Annotated in this window: 18 protein-coding genes; 15 read left to right on the top strand and 3 right to left on the bottom strand. The window is 37.5% G+C overall.

From position 1 onward, the window contains the following. The first annotated feature begins 161 nt into the window (after nt 1-161). From EXM22_RS10010 to EXM22_RS09990, 5 genes are all read left to right on the top strand, one after another. Nucleotides 162-1,430: an ABC transporter substrate-binding protein gene (locus EXM22_RS10010; RefSeq protein WP_149486387.1), complete on the top strand. Its 1,269-nt coding sequence runs from the start codon at nt 162-164 to the stop codon at nt 1,428-1,430. A gap of 89 nt (nt 1,431-1,519) precedes the next feature. Beyond that, entirely contained in the window at nt 1,520-2,398 is an 879-nt protein-coding gene (locus tag EXM22_RS10005) for a carbohydrate ABC transporter permease (RefSeq protein WP_149486386.1), read from the top strand. After that, entirely contained in the window at nt 2,388-3,230 is an 843-nt protein-coding gene (locus tag EXM22_RS10000) for a carbohydrate ABC transporter permease (RefSeq protein WP_149486385.1), read from the top strand. Before EXM22_RS10005 ends, EXM22_RS10000 begins: the two co-directional genes overlap by 11 nt. 9 nt (nt 3,231-3,239) lie before the next feature. Beyond that, a complete protein-coding gene (locus EXM22_RS09995) occupies nt 3,240-4,790 on the top strand; it encodes a sulfatase family protein (protein ID WP_149486384.1) in 1,551 nt (516 codons plus the stop codon). Nucleotides 4,791-4,838: 48 nt separating this feature from the next. Beyond that, a complete protein-coding gene (locus EXM22_RS09990; protein ID WP_149486383.1) occupies nt 4,839-7,469 on the top strand; it encodes a GH116 family glycosyl-hydrolase in 2,631 nt (876 codons plus the stop codon). A gap of 584 nt (nt 7,470-8,053) precedes the next feature. On the opposite strand, the gene EXM22_RS09980 is transcribed toward EXM22_RS09990, so the two are convergent. After that, nucleotides 8,054-8,647 (bottom strand): TetR/AcrR family transcriptional regulator, encoded by a 594-nt coding sequence (locus EXM22_RS09980; RefSeq protein WP_149486381.1) that lies wholly within the window; start codon nt 8,645-8,647, stop codon nt 8,054-8,056. A gap of 146 nt (nt 8,648-8,793) precedes the next feature. Here EXM22_RS09980 and EXM22_RS09975 point away from each other — a divergent pair, with 146 nt between their 5' ends. From EXM22_RS09975 to EXM22_RS09955, 5 genes are all read left to right on the top strand, one after another. Continuing rightward, entirely contained in the window at nt 8,794-9,132 is a 339-nt protein-coding gene (locus EXM22_RS09975) for a DsrE family protein (RefSeq protein WP_149486380.1), read from the top strand. Nucleotides 9,133-9,161: 29 nt separating this feature from the next. Beyond that, nucleotides 9,162-10,364: an MFS transporter gene (locus EXM22_RS09970; RefSeq protein WP_149486379.1), complete on the top strand. Its 1,203-nt coding sequence runs from the start codon at nt 9,162-9,164 to the stop codon at nt 10,362-10,364. Nucleotides 10,365-10,391: 27 nt separating this feature from the next. Continuing rightward, nucleotides 10,392-10,940 (top strand): cob(I)yrinic acid a,c-diamide adenosyltransferase, encoded by a 549-nt coding sequence (gene cobO, locus EXM22_RS09965; protein WP_149486378.1) that lies wholly within the window; start codon nt 10,392-10,394, stop codon nt 10,938-10,940. Between the two features lie 88 nt (nt 10,941-11,028). Beyond that, entirely contained in the window at nt 11,029-11,739 is a 711-nt protein-coding gene (locus EXM22_RS09960; protein ID WP_149486377.1) for an aminomethyltransferase family protein, read from the top strand. A gap of 155 nt (nt 11,740-11,894) precedes the next feature. Next, entirely contained in the window at nt 11,895-13,082 is a 1,188-nt protein-coding gene (locus tag EXM22_RS09955) for an anaerobic nitric oxide reductase flavorubredoxin (protein WP_149486376.1), read from the top strand. Between the two features lie 87 nt (nt 13,083-13,169). Here the strand turns inward: EXM22_RS09955 and EXM22_RS09950 are convergent, their stop codons facing one another. Then, a complete protein-coding gene (locus EXM22_RS09950; protein WP_149486375.1) occupies nt 13,170-13,721 on the bottom strand; it encodes a hypothetical protein in 552 nt (183 codons plus the stop codon). 793 nt (nt 13,722-14,514) lie between these two features. Between EXM22_RS09950 and EXM22_RS09945 the strand changes: the two genes are divergently transcribed. From EXM22_RS09945 to EXM22_RS09925, 5 genes are read left to right on the top strand one after another with little or no spacing between them, the layout of a single operon-like run. Continuing rightward, nucleotides 14,515-15,996: a PAS domain-containing protein gene (locus EXM22_RS09945; RefSeq protein WP_425465759.1), complete on the top strand. Its 1,482-nt coding sequence runs from the start codon at nt 14,515-14,517 to the stop codon at nt 15,994-15,996. 13 nt (nt 15,997-16,009) lie between these two features. Then, nucleotides 16,010-16,567 (top strand): GGDEF domain-containing phosphodiesterase, encoded by a 558-nt coding sequence (locus EXM22_RS09940; RefSeq protein WP_210411440.1) that lies wholly within the window; start codon nt 16,010-16,012, stop codon nt 16,565-16,567. 53 nt (nt 16,568-16,620) lie between these two features. After that, nucleotides 16,621-16,893, top strand: a complete 273-nt coding sequence (locus tag EXM22_RS09935; protein ID WP_168203443.1) for a transposase — start codon at nt 16,621-16,623, stop codon at nt 16,891-16,893. Nucleotides 16,894-16,916: 23 nt separating this feature from the next. Continuing rightward, nucleotides 16,917-17,732 (top strand): IS3 family transposase, encoded by an 816-nt coding sequence (locus tag EXM22_RS09930; protein WP_246157002.1) that lies wholly within the window; start codon nt 16,917-16,919, stop codon nt 17,730-17,732. Continuing rightward, nucleotides 17,729-18,205 (top strand): EAL domain-containing protein, encoded by a 477-nt coding sequence (locus tag EXM22_RS09925; RefSeq protein WP_149486370.1) that lies wholly within the window; start codon nt 17,729-17,731, stop codon nt 18,203-18,205. The genes EXM22_RS09930 and EXM22_RS09925 overlap by 4 nt, the downstream gene beginning before the upstream one ends. An 8-nt stretch (nt 18,206-18,213) precedes the next feature. Here EXM22_RS09925 and EXM22_RS09920 read toward each other — a convergent pair whose 3' ends face one another. Beyond that, the gene (locus EXM22_RS09920; RefSeq protein ID WP_149486369.1) at nt 18,214-19,824 is read right to left on the bottom strand and encodes a diguanylate cyclase domain-containing protein; all 1,611 of its coding nucleotides are present in this window, start codon (nt 19,822-19,824) and stop codon (nt 18,214-18,216) included. Between the last annotated feature and the right edge of the window lie 171 nt (nt 19,825-19,995).

Raw genomic sequence — 19,995 nt, 5'->3', positions numbered from 1 at the left:
CTGAGAATATAAATCTGCATCTAAAAATGTCTTTAGCAAATATTAATAATTCCTTGACGATCTAAATATTGTATTCTAGAATTACCGTAAACGCAACCGGTAACGTTTACGGTAATTGGTAACTCTGCAAAGAGAGTTGAACAAATTAAAAGGAGTAGTAAATGAAAAAAGGATTGACATTTCTATTTATGTGCATAATGGGAAGCTTGCTTTTTGCTTCGGGTAATCAAGAGGCTGAAGAAAAACAAGCTGGAGAGCCAGTTGAATTAAGTATTGCTGTAATGGGAAACTATCTGGGAAATGAAATGGGGGCGTTAAAAGCAGAGTTTGAAGTAGAAAACCCAGATTTAACAATTGAAGCTATTCATAATGTTGCTGCCAATGACTGGTCAGATTATTTTGTAAAAATCAGAACATTGATCGCTGGAGGAGATTCTCCTGATGTTATGTATGTTGCCATTGAAGGTGCTCAGTATTTAGCGGCTAAAAATATGGCGATTCCTTTGGATGAATATATAGCTAATGATCCTACTTTTAGAGATGATTATAAAGATCTTCATCCTAAGTTACAGTCTGCCTTTGAACTAAACGGACATGTATATGGAACTGTCTTTGGATGGAATAATGTTGTCACACATTTTAATCTTGACATGCTTGAAGAAGTCGGCCTTGACGTACCTTCTTCAGACTGGGATGAAACAGAATTTCTGAAGTATGCAAAAGCACTAACAAGAGAAGTTGATGGTCAAAAAGTCTTTGGTTTTTCTATACCTGACTTTTATTTTGTAACAAGTGCATGGCTGTATAATTATGGTGCATCATTTCTTAATGAAGATATGACTGCTTCTGCTCTAGATACACCAGAAGCTCTCGCAGCCTTTCAAATGCTATATGATTTAGTTTACAAATATAAGTATGCTCCTCAGCCTACTGCAGATACAGCAAACCCTATAGCTATGTTTACAAATGGTCAGGTTGCTATGGTCCTCTTAGGTAGATGGCCTCTTCCCTCCTGGAAAGAAGCAGATATGAATTTTGATATACAGTATTTACCAAATTTTGGGGCACAGAAAGTTATTTTCGGGTCAGGTGCCTGGGTTGTAAGCTCACAGTCAAAACATCCTGAAGAAGCATATAAACTTGCAAAATTCTTAAGCAGCGAATATGCGCAAAAGAGTGCTCTTAAATTAGATGCGATCCCTACACGAATTTCTGTAATGGATGAAATGTTACCTCAATATGCACCAGAGAACACAATGCTTTATAGAGAAAGTGCTGATATTGCATCACCGGTACAAGCACCAGAAGCATATCCCGAAATTGCTCAGATTTTTAGTCGTTATTTTAGTCTTTTAATGGCAGATGAGATTGCAGTTGAAGATTGTGTCCTTGGTATGCACAACGAAATAAACAATGTATTAAAGAAATAAATCTTCTGTATTTCTAAAGGCCGTACAGGGCTCTGTACGGCTGGTTTCTTATCTTACATTTAAAAAATGATAAAAAGGAGGAGAGTTTAATGGTTGGGTCGAACGACTCTCAACAAGCATTTTTATTTCTATTACCAATGGCTCTTGTGTTTTCTATCTTTCTCATATTGCCAATTATTGCTACTTTTGTTTTTAGCTTCTCTAACTATGATCTTTTAAGTCCTCCCTCTTTTGTTGGACTAAAGAATTATATCAGTGCCTTTCAGGATACTCGTGTTATGGGTATTTTCTTAACAACCTTTAAATTGGCGATATCTTTAGTATTATTACATTCTATCATTGGTTTACTACTAGCTTTATTCGTTCAATCAGTATCAATAAAAATGCAGGGTTTTTATCGTTTTATTCTTTATACACCAGTTGCTATAACGACAGCGTCAATGGCAATTGCCTGGAAATACATATTTAATAGAGATTTTGGAATCATGAATTGGCTATTAAATATTTTCAACCTTGAGGCCATTCCTTGGTTAACCTCTTCCCAATATGTATTCACTTCGATATTGATTTTCAGTGTTTGGAAATTTGTAGGTACCTCTTTTTTATATTTCTTAATTGGGCTTAATGGTATCCCCAATGATATTTATGAAGCATCATATATTGATGGTGCAGGACCAATAGCTCGTTTTTTTAGAATTACGCTTCCTATGCTAACTCCTACAATCCTATTTGTGGTAACAGTATTATTTATCAACACTTTGCAAATCTTTGATGAGCCTTTTTTCCTCACTAATGGAGGGCCTGGAGATGCATCCCGAACAGTTAATTTGTTTATTTATGAAGTAGCTTTTCGAAGGTTTGATTTAGGCTATTCCTCTGCCTTAGCAGTTCTGTTGTTTTTGGTAATTTTGATTATTTCAGTTTCACAAAATAAATTTTCCAATAAATGGGTTAATTATGATCGGTAATAATAAAAGATATACTTTTACGGATATAGCAGTATCAATAGCTCTATTTTTTGTAGTCATTATGATTATATTACCCTTGTTATGGATGTTCTCAACATCTTTACGTCCAGCAAAGGAATCCTTTAAGCTTCCTCCCAGTTTCTTTCCGAAAGCACCATTTTTATGGGGAAACTATGCTAGCGTTTTTACAGAGTTACCCTTTTTAAGAAATATAATAAATAGTTCCATTGTTGCTGGTTTCGCGGTTTCTGGGCAGCTTTTAATCTCAAGTATGGCTGCATTTGCAATAACAAGGATAAAATTTAAAGGATCAGAAATTGTCTTTATTGTCATATTAGCCGGGTTAATGATTCCAGCACAAGTTACAATTATTCCTCTTTTCATTGTCATGAGAGAATTACAACTTCTGGATACTTTGTCTGCACTTATATTGCCGGGTCTTGTATATCCTCTCGGTGTTTTTTTAATGAGACAACATTCTCTTACAATTCCTATGCAATATGATGAAGCTGCCGCCATTGATGGATTAAACAGGTTTAAGACATATTTTTATATTATTTTACCAATGATGAAATCAGCGCTTTTAGTAACAGCGGTTATGCATTTGCTGTTGGTGTGGAATGATTTTTTTAGACCTCTTATCCTCATTAATTCAGTAGAGAATATGACATTGCCATTAGGCCTTTTTCAGTTAAAAGGAATGATGGATAACGGGAACATGTCTATTATTTTAGCTGGTGTCATTGTTTCTATTATTCCACCCTTGGCCTTTTACGGATTTGGTCAAAAGTATATTGCAATGGGGTTAGAGTCCGGTGGAATCAAAGGATAATAGATTATTATGAAAAAAAACATTGTACTATTTATGGTCGATCAGCTTTCACAAAAATGGTTGGATGCTGCATTTGACGGAATTTGTGAATTACCGAATATAAAATCTTTAGTTGATAATGGAACTATGTGCTCAAATTATTTTTCTAGTAATCCTGTGTGTTGTCCGACTCGAGCCACTATGGCTACCGGCTTAACAACAAGAGGTCATGGGGTTTTGGAAAATGGATACTCTTTAAATCCACAATTACCTACTTTTATGCATTCTTTGAAAAAGAATGGGTATAGAACTGGTGCTTTTGGGAAAGTACATTTAAGACCACATTTTGAAGGATTTTGGCCTGATTACAAACAATATGGATTTGATGAGACTCATATTACTGAAGATGGGCGAGGTGGTGAATGGCTTGACTGGGTAAAAGAAAATCATCCGGAGCATTTTGATTCTGTTCTTACGACTATATGGGCTTCTCATATCCCCGAGTTTGAAGAATATGGAGAAGGAAAAGAGGATCTAAAAAAAAGGATTAATAAGCTTCGAAGTAAAGCGAAATGGGAAACAGACAATTTTCCAGAAAATATGGAAAATTCTACTACTTTACCGTTCCCAAAGGAACTCTCCCAGACAGAATGGATAACGATGTATGCCGTCAATTATATTAAGGAATGTAAAAACAATACACCATTTTTTGCACAAATCAGTTATGTACAACCCCATAGTCCTTTTACTCCTCCTGCTGATTTCATGAAGGATGTTAATGTTGAAAACATTCCACGACCAGTTCCTTCTGAGTGGAAAATAGACCCTCATGCACCAGAGTATTTTTCAAAACTTAAGCTTGGGAAATATGTAAATAATGATATGTATGCACGACATTGTTATTTTGCAGACCTGGTTCATTTAGATCATCAACTGGGAATCATTTTGGATACCTTAAAAGAAAATGATGTTTATGATGATACATATATCTTATTCATTTCAGATCATGGAGAGTTATTGGGAGATCATGGCTTTTATGGAAAAGAAGAAAGACACTATGATGCCTGTATAAGATCTCCCTTTATAATCTCCGGACCTGGTCTGCCGAAAGGTCGTATCTGTACCGAGTTCATTCAACCAGAAGATTTTTGTCCAACAATTTTGGATTTGTCAGATTCCTTACCTGAGCTGATGCCAGAAATGGGTAATTATCTAAATATCAAAAAAGAAGATATTCCAATTTTTCCTGGAAAGTCAATTTTGAATTTGTGCCGAGCTGATGCAGAACCAAGCTGGAGAAAAGAAGCCTATATTGAAAGTTATAATCCAATCTGGTCTATGGATGTGGGGGATTGGGCGCGAACTATAAGAACAGAAAAATATCGGTATACTTATTATGCAGACAAAAACGGTGAACAATTATTCAATCTAATTGATGATCCTGATGAACAACATAATCTTATAGCAGAACCTCAGTATCAAGATATAAAAACCGAATTAAAAGATAGGCTATTTGAGTGCATCATAAAACAGGATTATCCCAAAACAAGAAGGGAGTTATTTGCTTTTGGGGTGCATTAATCACCAATTCAAGTAAAAAATGTAACCTCACTTTTAAAGGAACAATCGATGAGAAAGAATTTTGAATATACAAATGAACATCAGACATCCATTTCTTTTCCTCTAGGTGGAATAGGTAGTGGTTGTATTGGATTAGCAGGTAATGGCCATCTACAGGACTGGGAGATATTTAACAGACCTGCAAAGGGGCAGTACAATGAATTTTCCCATTTTTCTATTAAAGTGGAAGATGAGACCAGGGTGCTGGATGCCAGAGTTTTAAATGGTGATTTGAATCCACCCTTCACCGGGCCTCTCGGAACAGAAAAGACTTTAGAAGGTTTTGGATTTGGACCTCGCAGAGAAACTCTTGCAGGCTTACCACATTTTGAATCCAATACTTTCAAAGGAACTTTTCCTATTGCTGAGTTGAGTTTCTCAGATATGAAATTTCCAGGAAAAGTCGTGATGGAAGCGTTCAATCCCTTAATTCCTCATGAGGAAGATGATAGCAGTATTCCTGCAGCATTTTTCTCTTTTACTATTACAAATACTCAAGATAAGACTCTTTATTATTATTTAAATGGAATCCTGGGTAATCCATATAAGGGAAAAACGAGAAATACCTTTTCTAAAAAATCTGGTATTTCAAAAATAATGCTAGATTCTTTGGATCAAAATAAAGACGATATTTCTTCGGGTGATCTCTGCATTGCTACTGATTCAGAAGATGTATCATTTCAGGAATATCTTTATCGAGGAGAATGGTTTGATGCTTTAGAAGTCTATTGGAAGGATATGACTAGTTTTGGTCCTTTCAAGAAGAGATCATATGCACCAGAAGATTTAAATATCAGAGACAATGCTTTACTTTCATCCAGGATTAAACTCGCAGCAGGTGAAAGTAAAACTATTCGCTACACTATTTCCTGGAGCCATCCAGTCAATAAAAACACTTGGGGGCGAATGAAGTCAGGGAGGACAACCCCCTATACGGAAGAAGAAAAATACTGGTTGGGAAAAAGTTGGCTTAATTACTATGCTGTTCTTTGGAGTAATTCAACAGATTCAGCGGAGTATTCTCTTCTTAATTGGAATAGGTTATATAGAAGTACTGTAGCTTTTAGGAATGCTCTCTTTGCTTCATCCCTGCCTGAATCCGTATTGGATGCTGTAACATCAAATGTTTCTATACTGAAAAGCCCTACGGTTTGGCGTCTTGAGGATGGTACATTTTACGGATGGGAAGGTTCTGGTGAAAATGAAGGATCATGTGAAGGCACATGTTCCCATGTTTGGGGATATGCTCAGGTACTTCCATTTTTATTTCCTAAACTTTCCCGGTCTGTAAGACAAGCTGAATATGAGTATAACTGGGCTGATGATGGTAGTCTTACTTTCAGGCTTATGCTCCCTATCGGCTCTCCTCGCTGGCATTTTAGACCAGCTGTGGATGGTCAATTTGCTACCATTATGAAGACTTATCGTGAATGGAAAATTTGCGGTGATTTCTCATGGTTAAAAAAATTGTGGCCGAAAGTCAAAAAAGCACTTGAATTTGCATGGGCATCAGAAAATCTTGACCAGTGGGATCCTGGAAAAACCGGAATACTAACTGGAATGCAGCACCATACTTTGGATATGGAATTGTTCGGTCCTAATGCCTGGTTAAGTGGTATGTATTTAGGGGCATTAAAAGCCTGCTCTGAGATGGCTAGGGCAATGGATGATCTGGATTCCGCAAAAGAGTATGAAGAGATTTTAGAAAAAGGATGCCGGATTTTAAATAGAGATCTTTTTAACGGCGAGTATTTTATCCAGAAAATTGATTTGAAGAATAAAAAATTGCTGGAACCCTTTGTTGATAAAGGATTATTCAATTTTGATAACAATGACGGTACAATTTATGATATCTACTGGAGTGAAGAACACAAAGAACTGAAGTACCAGATTGCAGAAGGAGTTTCTATAGATCAGTTATTGGGCCAATGGCATTCTGATATTTATGGGTTGGGGGATATCTTTGAGATATCTCAGACTCAAAAGGCTCTTCGATCTCTTATGAAATACAATTTCCGTGAAAACATGAGAGAACACTACAATCCATGCCGCTTGTTCTGTCTTAATGATGAATCAGGATTGGTTATTTGTTCCTGGCCTGAGAATAAGGAACGTCCGACTATCCCTGTGCCATACTCCCAGGAAACCATGCATGGATTTGAATACGCTGCGGCTGATTTGATGATTCGCAGAGGATTGATCGAGGAGGGGTTGAAAGTCGTAAAAAGTGTTCGTGACAGATATGATGGATTCAGGAGAAACCCATGGAATGAAATGGAGTGCGGAAGTAATTACGCAAGGTCCATGGCTAGTTATTCACTCTTACTGACTTTTTCCGGTTTTACTTTCGATGGTCGAATTAAGCATATTGGTTTTAAACCTATATTTGATGGTCCTTCTTCCTTTTTTTGGAGCTTTAACACAGCATGGGGATCTTTTACAATTGAGAATGAAAAATCCTCATTCGTTATTCTAGGTGGAAATCTTGAATTGAAGTCTTTCGGTCTCCCAAAGAATAGTTCTGTTCGTACCATAAGAAAAAATGAAATTGAAATCAATTTTAAGCTCAAAAAATCACAGATTCTATTCGAAGATATAATTTCAATTAGAGTGGGAGATTCCCTGGATTTTATTTCTTAGTTCCTGATGATATTGACTCAATCTAGTAATTAATTGAGTTCTTACTTTGTTATTGGACACTGTTTCTTGTCACTAAAAGCTGGATTTTTTTGCATTGCCAAGATGGCATCTCTCATTTTGAGAAATTGTTCTCTTGGCAAGATAATAACTGGTCCCTGAATGTCCAAGGGTTTTAGGGACACTACAGTTTTGTTCTGAGAATGTAAGTATCTGCTGGACAAGATCTTTTACCTTCAATTCATTGTTAAATTTGATATCTAAAACTGTAAAATAGGAGCTGTCTTTACCAATAGTACTCATTAGGAATTCAGTGTATTCAGGATGAGTTTTCTTCTTTCAAGAATGCCCTGTAAGAATTGGTTAAATGCAGAGTGGCAAAAGGAAATAGAACAGATTGATAACTGTATAAATTGCCGCGCCTGTGAAAGACTGTGCCCCTATTCTCTGGAGACTCCCGAACTGCTAAAAAATTGCTGGCAGACTACAGGACATATTTTTAACTTACTATTTTTCTATGTATTCAATCGCAGGAGGGGAGTGCTGCTGGATAGCAGCATTAAAAGTCTCTTCTTATATCTCAAGCACTATGCCTGAGTATCAAGTGAAGCAAAATAATCGTCCCAGGGGAGCCAGGGTAAGCCTTCTCTCACACCAAGGTGCATCCTCGGCACAGCATTTTTTCTGTAACTGTAGACCCGTATCCCATGCATATGAAGCATGACACTGGTCGCACGTATTCGGCCAAGTTCTTCCCCGTACTCCTGTATAAGAAAGCCTCTCAAGACCTCTTCTACTCTCTCCAAACCTGAAACGGCACTGTTATGGAGGTCTCCCTCTTCTTCTGTTATCTCAAATTGAGTTTTGATGAGAAAACAAGCGCTATAATTCTGATCTTCCGATTGTCTTATCAGGTCATCCAGGAATTGGCATAGCCCTATGCCTATGCTGGAGGCACTTTCCAGATTCTGCTGCATCTGCTTTAGACTTTTACTTGTATAGCTTTCCAGAGCCTCTTTGTATAAGGCTTCCTTGTTTCCAAAAGAGTTGTAGATCGATCCTGGTTTGAGCCCTGTTGCTTGGACAACATCCTGCATAGATGATGAATTGTATCCATATTGCCAGAAGAGATCTTTAGACTTTTCGATGATAAGATCTCTGTCAAATTTTGGTTTTGCCATAATATCCTTCTGTCTGGTTCATCCTTATTGCACTCTTAATATAACAGAAACTATCCATTTTGAATAGATATTCAAAATGTTGTTGACAAAAAAGCTCTCATTCTTTATTTTGAATGAATATTCAAAATGTTAAGGAAGGATATTAAATGAAAAATTCACTGAATATATTATGGACAAATGCAAATCCCATTACAGCGGAACTCATGGTTTTCATGTACGCCGAGGCTTCGGTCACACGAGGCTGGTGGGATGAAGTGCAGATCATTGTATGGGGTGCTACTGCAAAACTTGTCGCAGAAAATAAGGTGATTCAGACACGGTTGAAAGAGATACAATCCAGCGGAGTGATCGTCAATGCCTGTATCGCCTGTGCCACAGAACTTGGAGTTGTTGAAGAACTTAGCGCATTAGGAATTACCCTCATGCCCATGGGACAACCCCTAACGGATATTCTAAAAAATAATGAGAGATTATTGACGGTTTAAGAACCAAACAGGTTCAAGGGGAGAATCCTGTGAATAAAAAGACAAAGATGCTCTGGGTCCTGGGGCTAATGGCTTTTTTAGCAAATGGTGACAATTATGCGGCGGCCTCTCTTTTAGCAGACATAGCGGGAGACCTGGGGCTTCAGCTGAGTACGGCAGCCTTGTCTGTCACATCTTACATGATGGCTTTTGGAGCCTTCACCTTGCTGTTCGGGCCTCTTTCCGACCGGTTCGGAAAAGCCAATATCATCAATACAGCTGCCATGGGCACCGCTGTATTCAGCATTCTTGGAGCCCTTTCATTTAACTTACCCTCTCTCCTTCTGTTTCGAGGCATGAACGGCGTATTCGGAGCAGGGATTTTTCCCGTGACAATGGCCTTGATTGGTGAAAATTTTGATGACCACCATAGGCAAAAAGCTTTGGGGATGGTCATGGGTCTGGCATTCATGGGAGCTGCCAGCGCTACAACCATAGGAGGAGCTATGGCCTTTTTGGGTTCCTGGCGTCTTGTCTATCTGATTTATGGTATCGGCGAGCTCATTTTAGCTATTTTTATGTTGAAATTGCTGGAACGGGACAAGGCGAAAACGGATAAGCTCAATCTCTTTTCTTCTTACAGGATCGCCTTTACAAATTTCAGGTTTATGAGACTTGTCTCTCTCCTATTCCTTGTAGGTTTTACGATCTTAGGCAGTTTCACTTATGCGGGTATTCTCCTCTCAGAATCTACAAATTTAAACTCACTTTTCATTGGTCTTATTCTGTCCATTTTCGGAATAGGAACCGTTGTCGGAGGAAGGGTAGCCTCAGGGCTGAGAAAGCAATTAGGCCATGGATTTCTTGTGTATGCCACGCTTCTGGGATCTCTTTCCTTCTTCCTTCTGGCTTCTGAGGCCGGACTATCAGTTCAAATCCTTGGTTTCTTTGGATTCGGTCTTTCATTTATTTTTCTTCAGTCGACAATTATAGCAACAGCCCAAGAGAAACTGCCGGCCATGAAAGGTACGGCAATGTCTCTGGCTGGTTTCAATATGTTTCTAGGGGGAGCCTTGGGGACATTCATCAATGGACAAATCATAGACGATTATGGCGTTGAGCAGATTTTTTTCAACTCAGCGTTGCTTATTTTCGTTGTCGGTCTTTTGGCCGCTGTGTTTGTAGCCCGCTTTGAAATAAGAAAGAAGAAGACTGAAAACCATGATGATCAGGATGGCCGGTCTATTGCCTAGAAAAATAAACTAAGGGAGTGAAAGTGTATGGAATTAGAAGAAAGCTCAACCGAGTCTAAAAAATCTAGAGGATTGGTTCTGGTGATTACTGGGAATGGTAAAGGAAAGAGTACAGCAGGATTCGGTGTGGTCAGCCGTTCTGTCGGTCATGGATATAAAGCCGCAGTAGCTCAATTTATAAAAGGGAAATGGGATTGTGGTGAAAGGAACCTTCTGGTTCACCATGATGTTCCCTTTTCAGTCATGGCTACAGGATTTACTTGGGAATCCAAAGATAAAATTGCTGATATGGCTGCGGCTGAGAAAGTTTGGAATGAAGCAAAGGAATATCTCACAAATCCATCCTATTATGTTGTTCTCCTGGATGAATTGACATATATGTTAAGCTTAAAATATCTGGATACCAAAGATGTATTAGATACAATTAGAAACAGGCCTGTTGAACAAACAGTCATTATCACCGGTCGTGATGCACTGCCAGAACTGATAGAACTTGCCGATACAGTGAGTGAAATCAAAGATGTGAAGCATGCATTTCAAAAAGGTATCATTGCTAGAAAGGGCATAGACTGGTAGAGTTCCTTGGAAAGGTTCATCTGCTGGTCCTTACGGCAGATGAACCTTTCACACAGACATCGTTTTTGATAAACAATCTGGAGAAATCATGATTCAACCCAGTCCATTTATAGCCTCAATTCTTCCTAATGAAGGATTTGATCCTGTGAGGCACATAGCCTTTGGAGAGGTATTTTTAGAAAAGTACATGTCCGGAGCCGAGGACGAGAAGTTGGCTTTGACCCAAGGAGCGGGGCTTCCCGACCGCGGTGACCAAGGGTGGGTGTCGATTATAGGAAAACAGTTTGAGTACCAGGTAGAAAAATGGTCAGCAGACAGATTCGCCGGTCTTAAACCTGGACATGGAATTTGCGGTATCACAATCACAGAGATCTGTGATGACCCCATTGATATATATTGTGATTTGAACCGGCAGTTTTATATTAATGCCCCCAGGACCTCTGTGTCCAAAATCATGACACGATTATGGAGTCATCCTTTCCTTACTGAGTGCAGAATTAAAAACGAAACTGAAGCTGTCGGGCGTATGGCTATTATGGGGCCCTCATCAAACAAGCTGATCAAGGCGCTGGGTGGTGAGCCGGATCAACTTCTATTCCGGGGCTGTCATGAGGTTCTAGATATCATCCTAGAGCCGGTTAGAATCTGCCGGAGTGATTTTGCCGGTGTTCCCGCGTACGATCTCATCATTCCTATTGAACCTTTTAGTATGGTCATTGCCGCTATTTGTTCTTGGGGTGTCAGGCTGGAAATGAATCTTTTGCCCGTAGGCTGGTGTGTCCCCCGTGAGCTTTCTTAGTATATATATTTAAAATTCTAGTCTCTCTAAGGTATTGTAAAAAGTCTTCCATCTCCTTCTTTACAAAATATTTTGACACAAAATTCCCATTTACCTTTATTTAACATAATTAACAAGAATGGTTGTATAATTGTTTTATAGATGGAGGTTTGTGTATGAGAACAAGTATTAAAAACAATGTATCCTGGGTCGGGAAAGTGGACTGGGAACTTCGAAGTTTTCATGGCAGCGAATATTCAACTCACAAAGGATCTACCTACAATTCGTATTTAATAGAGGAGGAGAAAACTGTATTGATGGATACTGTCTGGGCTCCCTTTGCCGAAGAGTTTGTCGAAAATCTCAGTAAAAAGATTGATCTGAATACAATTGACTACGTTGTGATCAATCATGGCGAGGTTGATCATAGCGGAGCGCTCCCGGCATTGATGAAACATATTCCTGAGGTTCCAATCTATTGCACATCCAATGCAGTAAAATCATTAAAAGGGCAGTACCACCAGGATTGGGATTTTCATGTGGTAAAGACAGGCGATAAAATTGATATAGGAAACGGAAAAGAACTCATCTTTGTTGAAATGATGATGCTCCACTGGCCGGACAGTATGGCAACATATCTGACTCAGGATAATATCCTATTTAGCAATGATGCTTTTGGACAACACTATGCTACTGAAAAGCTTTTTAATGACTTAGTCGATGAATGTGATCTTTTTAATGAAGCCCTTAAATACTATGCAAATATACTAACCCCTTTCAGTGGCATATTAAAAAAGAAATTGGCAGAAGTCATCGCATTGAATTTGCAGATAGATATAATAGCAACAAGTCATGGTGTGATCTGGAGAGATAATCCCATGCAAATTGTGGAAAAGTATGCTCAATGGTCCGATGATTACCAGGAAAATCAAATCACCCTAATTTATGATACTATGTGGAACGGTACAAAGAAAATTGCTGAAAAAATTGCAGAAGGAATCGGGCTGGCCGATTCTGAAGTGGTTGTAAAAGTATGTAATCTATCAAAAAGTGACGAAAATGACTTAATTACAGAAATTTTTAAATCAAAAACAGTTCTTCTGGGCTCTCCTACAATTGCTAAGAGCATCCTTCATTCTATGGCGGGCTTTATTCATTTGGTAAAAGAGCTGAATTTCAAAAATAAAAAAGCGGCTTCCTTTGGCTGTTATGGATGGAGCGGTGAGTCTACAAAAGTGATGGATGATCTGATGAAGAATGCCGGGTTCGAGATCATTTCAGATGGATTAAGAAACCAGTGGAATCCGGATGAGAAGGATCAAGTATCCGCTGTCGAATTTGGGAAAATGATTTCAAAAGCATAAGGGAACTGCCTTTTCTCTCTGTGGAATTCTTAGTTGAATCAGCCGGTGGTCTTTTGTTTAACCACCGGCGGTTTTTGAGGTTTTAACTTATTTAACGATCAATGCTCCGGTATGGGTTCCACCTTCAAGAAGTTCAAAACTGGTTTTGAATTCTTCTGAGGCAAAATAAATATCACCGTCTACTGTTCCGTCAAAAATGTGAAATTTGTTGGCTTCTACGTATACATCACCCACAAAAGTTCCGCCCTGGATACGGGCGTTTTCACTTTTCACGGTGAGAGAGGGAGCCTTGAGGGTATAACGGGCTGTGACATTATGGTCTGCATCCTGGTCATAAAGAGCGATTTTTCTATAGATCTCATCCCGGTGGACAAATTCTCCATCCAGCACTACGTCTTTATCGATAGTGAGATCCTGGGTTACGGCGGTAATCCAGTTCCCTTCCTGTGATGCCGACTGTATAAATCCCTCAGCTGTGTTCACTATGGAGGCTGTGGTCATGGTATCAATTTCACTGCTGGTTCCAGTTTCTGTAGGCTGAGACGCTGTCATTGCAACCTCTTCTTTCTTGCTGCATCCTATAAATACTACCGTCAGGGTTAATATTGAAGCCATTCCTAAAATCAATTTGTGTTTCATCTATACATCCTTAAATTAACATTATTAGATATGTTAGTATAATTGTCATGTATAAAGAAAAAGGCAAGAGTACAATTGTCAATATTCGATAAAAATGTATAGTTTTATCGAATATTCTCAGAATCTATATATAATCTCTGCCACATTAAGCTTCTTATTCTGATATTTTTCTTCTGGATGTATTTACGAATAATGTCGGGTTTTCTAGCTAGTTTATGATCCAGAGATCTCCAACATCTCGAGAGTTGATATTCACTTCCCCTCAGAATATAGAAAGTCCCGGACAACTCCTGATATCTCTCCAATCTCCTTCTATTAAAAGGATCTATCTTGTTATCTCTATAGCGGATATTGACTTTTGACTAAGAATCCTCGATCTTTATTTGAATGACAATTAAGTATTTTTTACTGTAAATCTATAAAAATTATTTACCAAATCCTTCTTTTTTGCATATGCGTGAACATTATATCGTATGGATATCTATTGGATGAGAAACGGTTCCCGTGTTTTGGTATTGAATCAGTGAAACTTCTTGATTAATCCATAATATAAAAAGGATATAGAAGATAAATTATGGTTTTATTTGAATACAACAAACGGGCATTCAAAATAATATTATTAAGATACATATATTTTGGACTCCCTATTCTGTTTATAACGTACTTTTCATTGAGTAGGATTTATCAGCAAAAAATAGAGGATATTCTGATCCAGGTAAATCGAAGTCAGGAAGAATTGATAAGCTTGCATGAATAACAGTTTTCCCAGTTATTTCAAAATACCTATGATGATTTGAATCTGATAAAAAAATCGGATGAGTTTACAAATTACATACAGAATCCAAATGATCTGAATTATATAGAGATGAAAAATATGTTCTTCAGAGTATTGGAGAGTAAAAGACTGTTTTTTCAGCTGAGATATATTTCTAAATCAGGCTTTGAAATCCTGCGAGTTGAACATAGTATTCTAGATAATCATATCTTTGAAAATATAGAGCTTCAGGATAAAAGTGAACGGTACTATTTTAAGGGATTGCAGAAAATAGGTCAAAATGATCTCTATATTTCTGATTTTGATCTGAATGTGGAGAATGGTCAGATTCAAAGGCCATTTACTCCTACAGTAAGGTTTGGGGTTCCTATCAATAAAGGAAATGAAAAAATAGGGTATTTAGTTATAAACCTTGATGGTTATACGATATTAGATATTCTAAAGGAAAGCGAAAATGCGGATTCAGGAAATATTGATATTGGATTGCTGGACAAAACAAATTTTCTCAATTTGAATCAGATACAAAAAGAAGTTTTGTTAGAAACATCATTTTTGATGGGTAGAGAAGGTGACAATCCTTTGTATGACCTCACCATAGCAAGTGAATCAGAGCGTTTTTCACTAAATGGCAAAGAGTACTTTAAGAGGCAGTTAAGGGTAAACAATAGCAACTTTAATATTGTATTTGATGAAATCAGCGATAACTGGCTTTTGTTGAGCAGTTATGATCGAAAAGAAATTGTAAGTATCTACGGCTCTCTATTTGCCCGAAACGAATATTTTAAAGTCCTCATTCTTCTCTTTGAATTTTTCATTATTCTCATCATTCTAATTTTTTTAACACAGAAAGAAACTGAACATTTGCTGCTTTTAGCATCGGGTATCATTTCCGATTTTTCTCATGATGGTGTGATGATCACAAACAGCGCGAAAAGGATCATTTATTGTAATCCTATTTTTGAATCGATATATGGTTATAAACTCAAAGATATCAAGGGTAAAAAGCCTAAAACCTTCTTACAGGGGGATCAAGTTCCTGATTTTTCTTCACCTATGAATAATCAGATTATCTGGGAAGGAAATATGTGGAATGTAACAGCAGAAAATGTACATATTCAAAAGTATTTAAGAATACGAACGGTTACGACCAGTACCAAGCAGGTGGCCTATTACATCGGTATATATTCGGAGCCGAAAAATATTCCTGTAATTGATGAGATCCAGAAAATAGCGATGCCTTATAAATCTGCTTCGTTGTCGTCAATAGAATCTATCATCCCGGTGCTAAGGAGAAGTTTGCAAGGGAACTCTGATAGAAAAATAGTGATTGCCCTAAGGATTCGGGAGTATTCTGTTTTAAGAAGCGGAATGACAGAAGATGAAGAAAAAATGCTGGTTAGTAATTTATCCTACCAACTTAAGCAAAAAATGAGCAGTAAAAGTGCAATCATTGCTCCTTCATCACATTTGATATATAGCCTTGGTTCTTGGAGAAGATAAGATTGAAGATGTAATGGATAGAATTGACAGGGCAGTAGCTTCTCTACAGTTTAGTGATGAAAGGTGTTATATCGACTATATATCCGGGGTTGCCTTGGGTCCTGATCACGGGGATGAAATAAATGATCTCTTGGAAAAGGCAAATATAGCTCTTGAAGCCATCACAAGGATTAAAAGAAACAAATACTTATTATTTGACCAGAATATAAATGAAGAAGTCAGCCAATATTTTAGAATCAAAAAGGAAATAGACTTTGCTTTCGAGAGGGAAGAGTTTACGGTTGTTTATCAGCCTCAGAATGATGCAATCAGCAATAAAATTATTGGTCTGGAGGCCCTTGTCAGGTGGAATAATCAGAATCTTGGATCCGTTCCTCCCTCTGTATTTGTGCCTATTCTGGAAGAAAACCCCATCCAAATAAAAAAACTTGGTAAATATATTCTGAGCAGGGTAGTCCGGGAATGCCGAGAATTACTTGAGATAACCAATGATGATTTCCGGATTTCTGTTAATTTGTCTTCCCAGGAATTTACAGATTTCACAATTATTAAGGTGACCTCTCCCCAATAAATCGTACCAGAACCTAGATTAGTTTTCAGCCAAAAAATATAATGGAGGCTGATATGAAAAAGAGATTTACAGAAGAACAGATCGTAAAGATTCTGGGAGAACAGAGACTAGGAAAAAAGGTTAGTGACGTTGCCCGAGAATACGGGATCAGCGAGAATACTTTTTACATTTGGAAGAGAAAATATGCAGATATGTCTTCAAAAGAGATTGCTAGATTAAAACAACTAGAACAAGAAAATGAAAACCTAAAAAAACTAGTTGCCAATTTATCACTTGATAATATGGCTCAAAAGGAAATCATAAAAAAGTTCTGCGACCCGGAGTAAAAAGAGACGCTGTAAAGCATCTTGTGAAATACTTCGGGTTATCAATAAGAAGAGCCTGCCGCTTAGTTCAAATACCACGATCTACTTATCTCTATGATTTGAAGCCAAATGATGATGGTGAGATAATCAAAGAGATATATAAGATACTTAAAAAGAACTCAAAATATGGCTGTGGTATGATCCATTTGAAACTTCGCCAGAATAGCATGCCCATCAATCATAAGCGTACTGAGAGGATCTACAACGAACAGGGATTGCAACTGAAGAGAAGGAAACGTAGGAAAAAGATATCGTCTGAAAATAGAGAGCCTGCTGTAATCCCAGAAACACCTGGTAAACTTTGGGCGATTGATTTTGTAAGTGATTCTGTTGCAAATCAGAAGAAACTTAAGGTATTAACAGTTATAGATCCAACAACAAATAAGTCCCCAATTATTCATGTTGGTTATTCAATAAACGGCCGACATGTTTCTGAGGTTCTAGAAAGGGCTGGAGAAAGATATGGTTATCCAGAAACGTTACAATGTGATAATGGACCAGAATTCAGAAGTAAAGAGCTTGATAAATGGTGTTATGAGAAAGGAATCAAGATCAGTTTCTCGAGGCCAGGAAAACCAACTGATAATTGCTATATTGAAAGCTTCAACGGAACATTCAGAAACGAATGCTTAAATTCCCATTATTTTGAAACGATCAGTGATGCTAGAGATAAAATTGAAAATTGGTGGACTGAATATAATACAGAAAGACCTCAAAAAAGATTGAAAGGAATGACACCGATAGAATTTGAGAGTAAGCTAAAAAAGCTGAAAACTAAACCTGTTGCTGGTCGAATATAGGGGAGAGGTCAAAGGATCTGATAAAAATCATTAATGATGATGGTTTTCCGCTGAATATCATCTGTTTTGAAATAACAGAAACCGTACTGTCAGAAAATTTAGATTTCACAAATCGTATAATAGAAACAATGCATCACAATAAATTCACTGTGGCAATTGATGATTTCGGTACTGGATATTCATCATTGGGTTATTTAAAGAAATTGAATGCTGATAAACTAAAAGTTGATCGTCTGTTCATAAAAGATTACCCTGAATCAGACGATGGCTCCATATTGCAAGCGATAGTAAAACTGGCTCATGAACTAAATATCAAGGTCATTGTAGAAGGCATTGAGACAGAAATCCAGAAGGCTTATATTAAAGAATTAGGCTGCGAGGAATACCAGGGGTATTTTTGTTCCAAGCCAGAGTGTATCCAGGACATTCTGGCGCTGATTAAAGAATATAATTCTACTCCATCCAGTGGCTGACACAGAAGCTAAGAAGGGCTTTCTTCATTTTTAATGATTTCTTCGGATGCAAACTCATATCTGTTCTTGCCATTCTTTTTGGCCTGGTACATAGCCTGATCTGCTTCTTCGAGCAACGAGTCTGTAGATTTCAATTTTGCATCCTCAACGAGTTTGATGCCTATACTGCAACCTATGTTTATTGTATTTCCGTCAATGAGTATGGCTTCAGAAATTGATTTGACAATTTCTGAGGCAATCTTCCCGCAATTTTCATTGTTTTTTACATTTGCTAGGAGTAGAACAAATTCATCTCCGCCAAATCTTGATATGGTATCTGATTTCCTGGTCAGGATTCTCAATTTTTCTGATACGCTTTTCAACACCTTATCACCGGCTTCGTGTCCGTACTTGTCATTGACGGCTTTAAACCCGTCAAGGTCCATGAAGAGGATGGCAAAGTGATTGGGAGTCCTCCCTTGAGCAGCCACCAGATTCGCAAGCCGGTCATAGAATAAGTGCCTGTTCGGCAACCCTGTCAGACTGTCATATAAAGCCATTCTTTTTAATCTTAGTTGATAGCTTTTATTCGTACTCACAATTTGGTTAATAAAGGCAGATAAGAGTAGCATTATTGGAAACAGAACGATAAAAAACTTAAAATATCGATAAAATGCATCACTTATAGAAACACCCAATTCCGAATAATCTAGTTCATAAACTGCCAGCCAATCGTTGGACCGCGTTACCACATTGTCTATGGCTGGAACAATCCATTTTGAAGTAATAATCTTTTTATCAGTTTCTGTCTGCTGAGAAATTTTATTTCCTAACTGATGCCACAATGTCGGATGAAGTATACTCATATTCATCTTATTTCTATCAGGATATAAAAACCCCCATTCGTATTCCGGAACTTGATTGATTAGCCAGTAACCATCATCATTGATTAGGGAGAATGTTCCGGGCAAAGAAGATGTTTTATTCCTTATTAAATTTAAAATCCTTCCACCCATATAATTCAAAATCACTATTCCTGAAAAATCACCTTCTGAATTGTACAGGGGTGTCCCGAACCTCATTACTGGATTTAGCGGTTCTTCGATTATAGAATTTTCAATATTCAGATCCAGTGGAGAAACATAAACCTGACCTTCCATTAATGAGCGTGTTTCTTCAAAATAATATCGGGACCCCTTATCTTGCAATAAGTCTTCCTGCACTACTTGAGCACCCTTGTCATTATCAAAATCTATTCTTACAATTTCCAATCCTTGATCATCCAATAATCGAATCTGGTTATATATCCTTTTTTCTTTGGAAGCAGAAAGCAAGTCCCTTTGTATATCATGAAGAATTTCTGGAGAATCGTTGTTTTCAACCCATTTTGTTATGCTTGAGAGAGATGCAAGTTGAAGGACTTCTTTTGAAAGGAAGGCTATTTGATTTTGCGTAGACTCAGCGAGGGTTCGTGTTTCAATAATTGATTCATATTTGGCTTTTTCTTTGACTGAATTTGCATGTAGTTTCCAAAATAATATGAAAACAGCAGAAAATATGGTCAAGGCAATAATAATGAGTAAACTAAACCGCTTCATCCTGATAGAAAATAGCTCTTTTGAAAGTCTCAGTTTACTCATTTATTGTTCCAGTTTTAATAAAAATGATTGAAAAAATCAGTAATGATTTTTCATTCCAAGTATCTATTGTTTCAGCATAATAATATTTATGAAACTACAAGTTTTCAAGACCATATCAAAGACTATTAGTGAAATCTTGCATTCTATATGATTCAGAATATGTATATTGTT

Source organism: Oceanispirochaeta crateris, assembly GCF_008329965.1.
Lineage (GTDB): Bacteria > Spirochaetota > Spirochaetia > DSM-2461 > DSM-2461 > Oceanispirochaeta > Oceanispirochaeta crateris.
Note: the sequence above shows the minus strand (reverse complement) of the source record. Positions and strands in the feature narration are given on the sequence as shown.

What these genes read in the sequence shown, in the direction of transcription:
- EXM22_RS09960 (WP_149486377.1), top strand. Translation starts at nt 11,029, where the DNA reads ATGATTCAACCCAGTCCATTTATAGCCTCAATTCTTCCTAATGAAGGA.
- EXM22_RS09920 (WP_149486369.1), bottom strand. Translation starts at nt 19,824, where the DNA reads ATGAGTAAACTGAGACTTTCAAAAGAGCTATTTTCTATCAGGATGAAG.
- cobO (WP_149486378.1), top strand. Translation starts at nt 10,392, where the DNA reads ATGGAATTAGAAGAAAGCTCAACCGAGTCTAAAAAATCTAGAGGATTG.
- EXM22_RS10005 (WP_149486386.1), top strand. Translation starts at nt 1,520, where the DNA reads ATGGTTGGGTCGAACGACTCTCAACAAGCATTTTTATTTCTATTACCA.
- EXM22_RS09995 (WP_149486384.1), top strand. Translation starts at nt 3,240, where the DNA reads ATGAAAAAAAACATTGTACTATTTATGGTCGATCAGCTTTCACAAAAA.
- EXM22_RS10000 (WP_149486385.1), top strand. Translation starts at nt 2,388, where the DNA reads ATGATCGGTAATAATAAAAGATATACTTTTACGGATATAGCAGTATCA.
- EXM22_RS09935 (WP_168203443.1), top strand. Translation starts at nt 16,621, where the DNA reads ATGAAAAAGAGATTTACAGAAGAACAGATCGTAAAGATTCTGGGAGAA.
- EXM22_RS09975 (WP_149486380.1), top strand. Translation starts at nt 8,794, where the DNA reads ATGAAAAATTCACTGAATATATTATGGACAAATGCAAATCCCATTACA.
- EXM22_RS10010 (WP_149486387.1), top strand. Translation starts at nt 162, where the DNA reads ATGAAAAAAGGATTGACATTTCTATTTATGTGCATAATGGGAAGCTTG.
- EXM22_RS09940 (WP_210411440.1), top strand. Translation starts at nt 16,010, where the DNA reads ATGGATAGAATTGACAGGGCAGTAGCTTCTCTACAGTTTAGTGATGAA.
- EXM22_RS09950 (WP_149486375.1), bottom strand. Translation starts at nt 13,721, where the DNA reads ATGAAACACAAATTGATTTTAGGAATGGCTTCAATATTAACCCTGACG.
- EXM22_RS09980 (WP_149486381.1), bottom strand. Translation starts at nt 8,647, where the DNA reads ATGGCAAAACCAAAATTTGACAGAGATCTTATCATCGAAAAGTCTAAA.
- EXM22_RS09955 (WP_149486376.1), top strand. Translation starts at nt 11,895, where the DNA reads ATGAGAACAAGTATTAAAAACAATGTATCCTGGGTCGGGAAAGTGGAC.
- EXM22_RS09990 (WP_149486383.1), top strand. Translation starts at nt 4,839, where the DNA reads ATGAGAAAGAATTTTGAATATACAAATGAACATCAGACATCCATTTCT.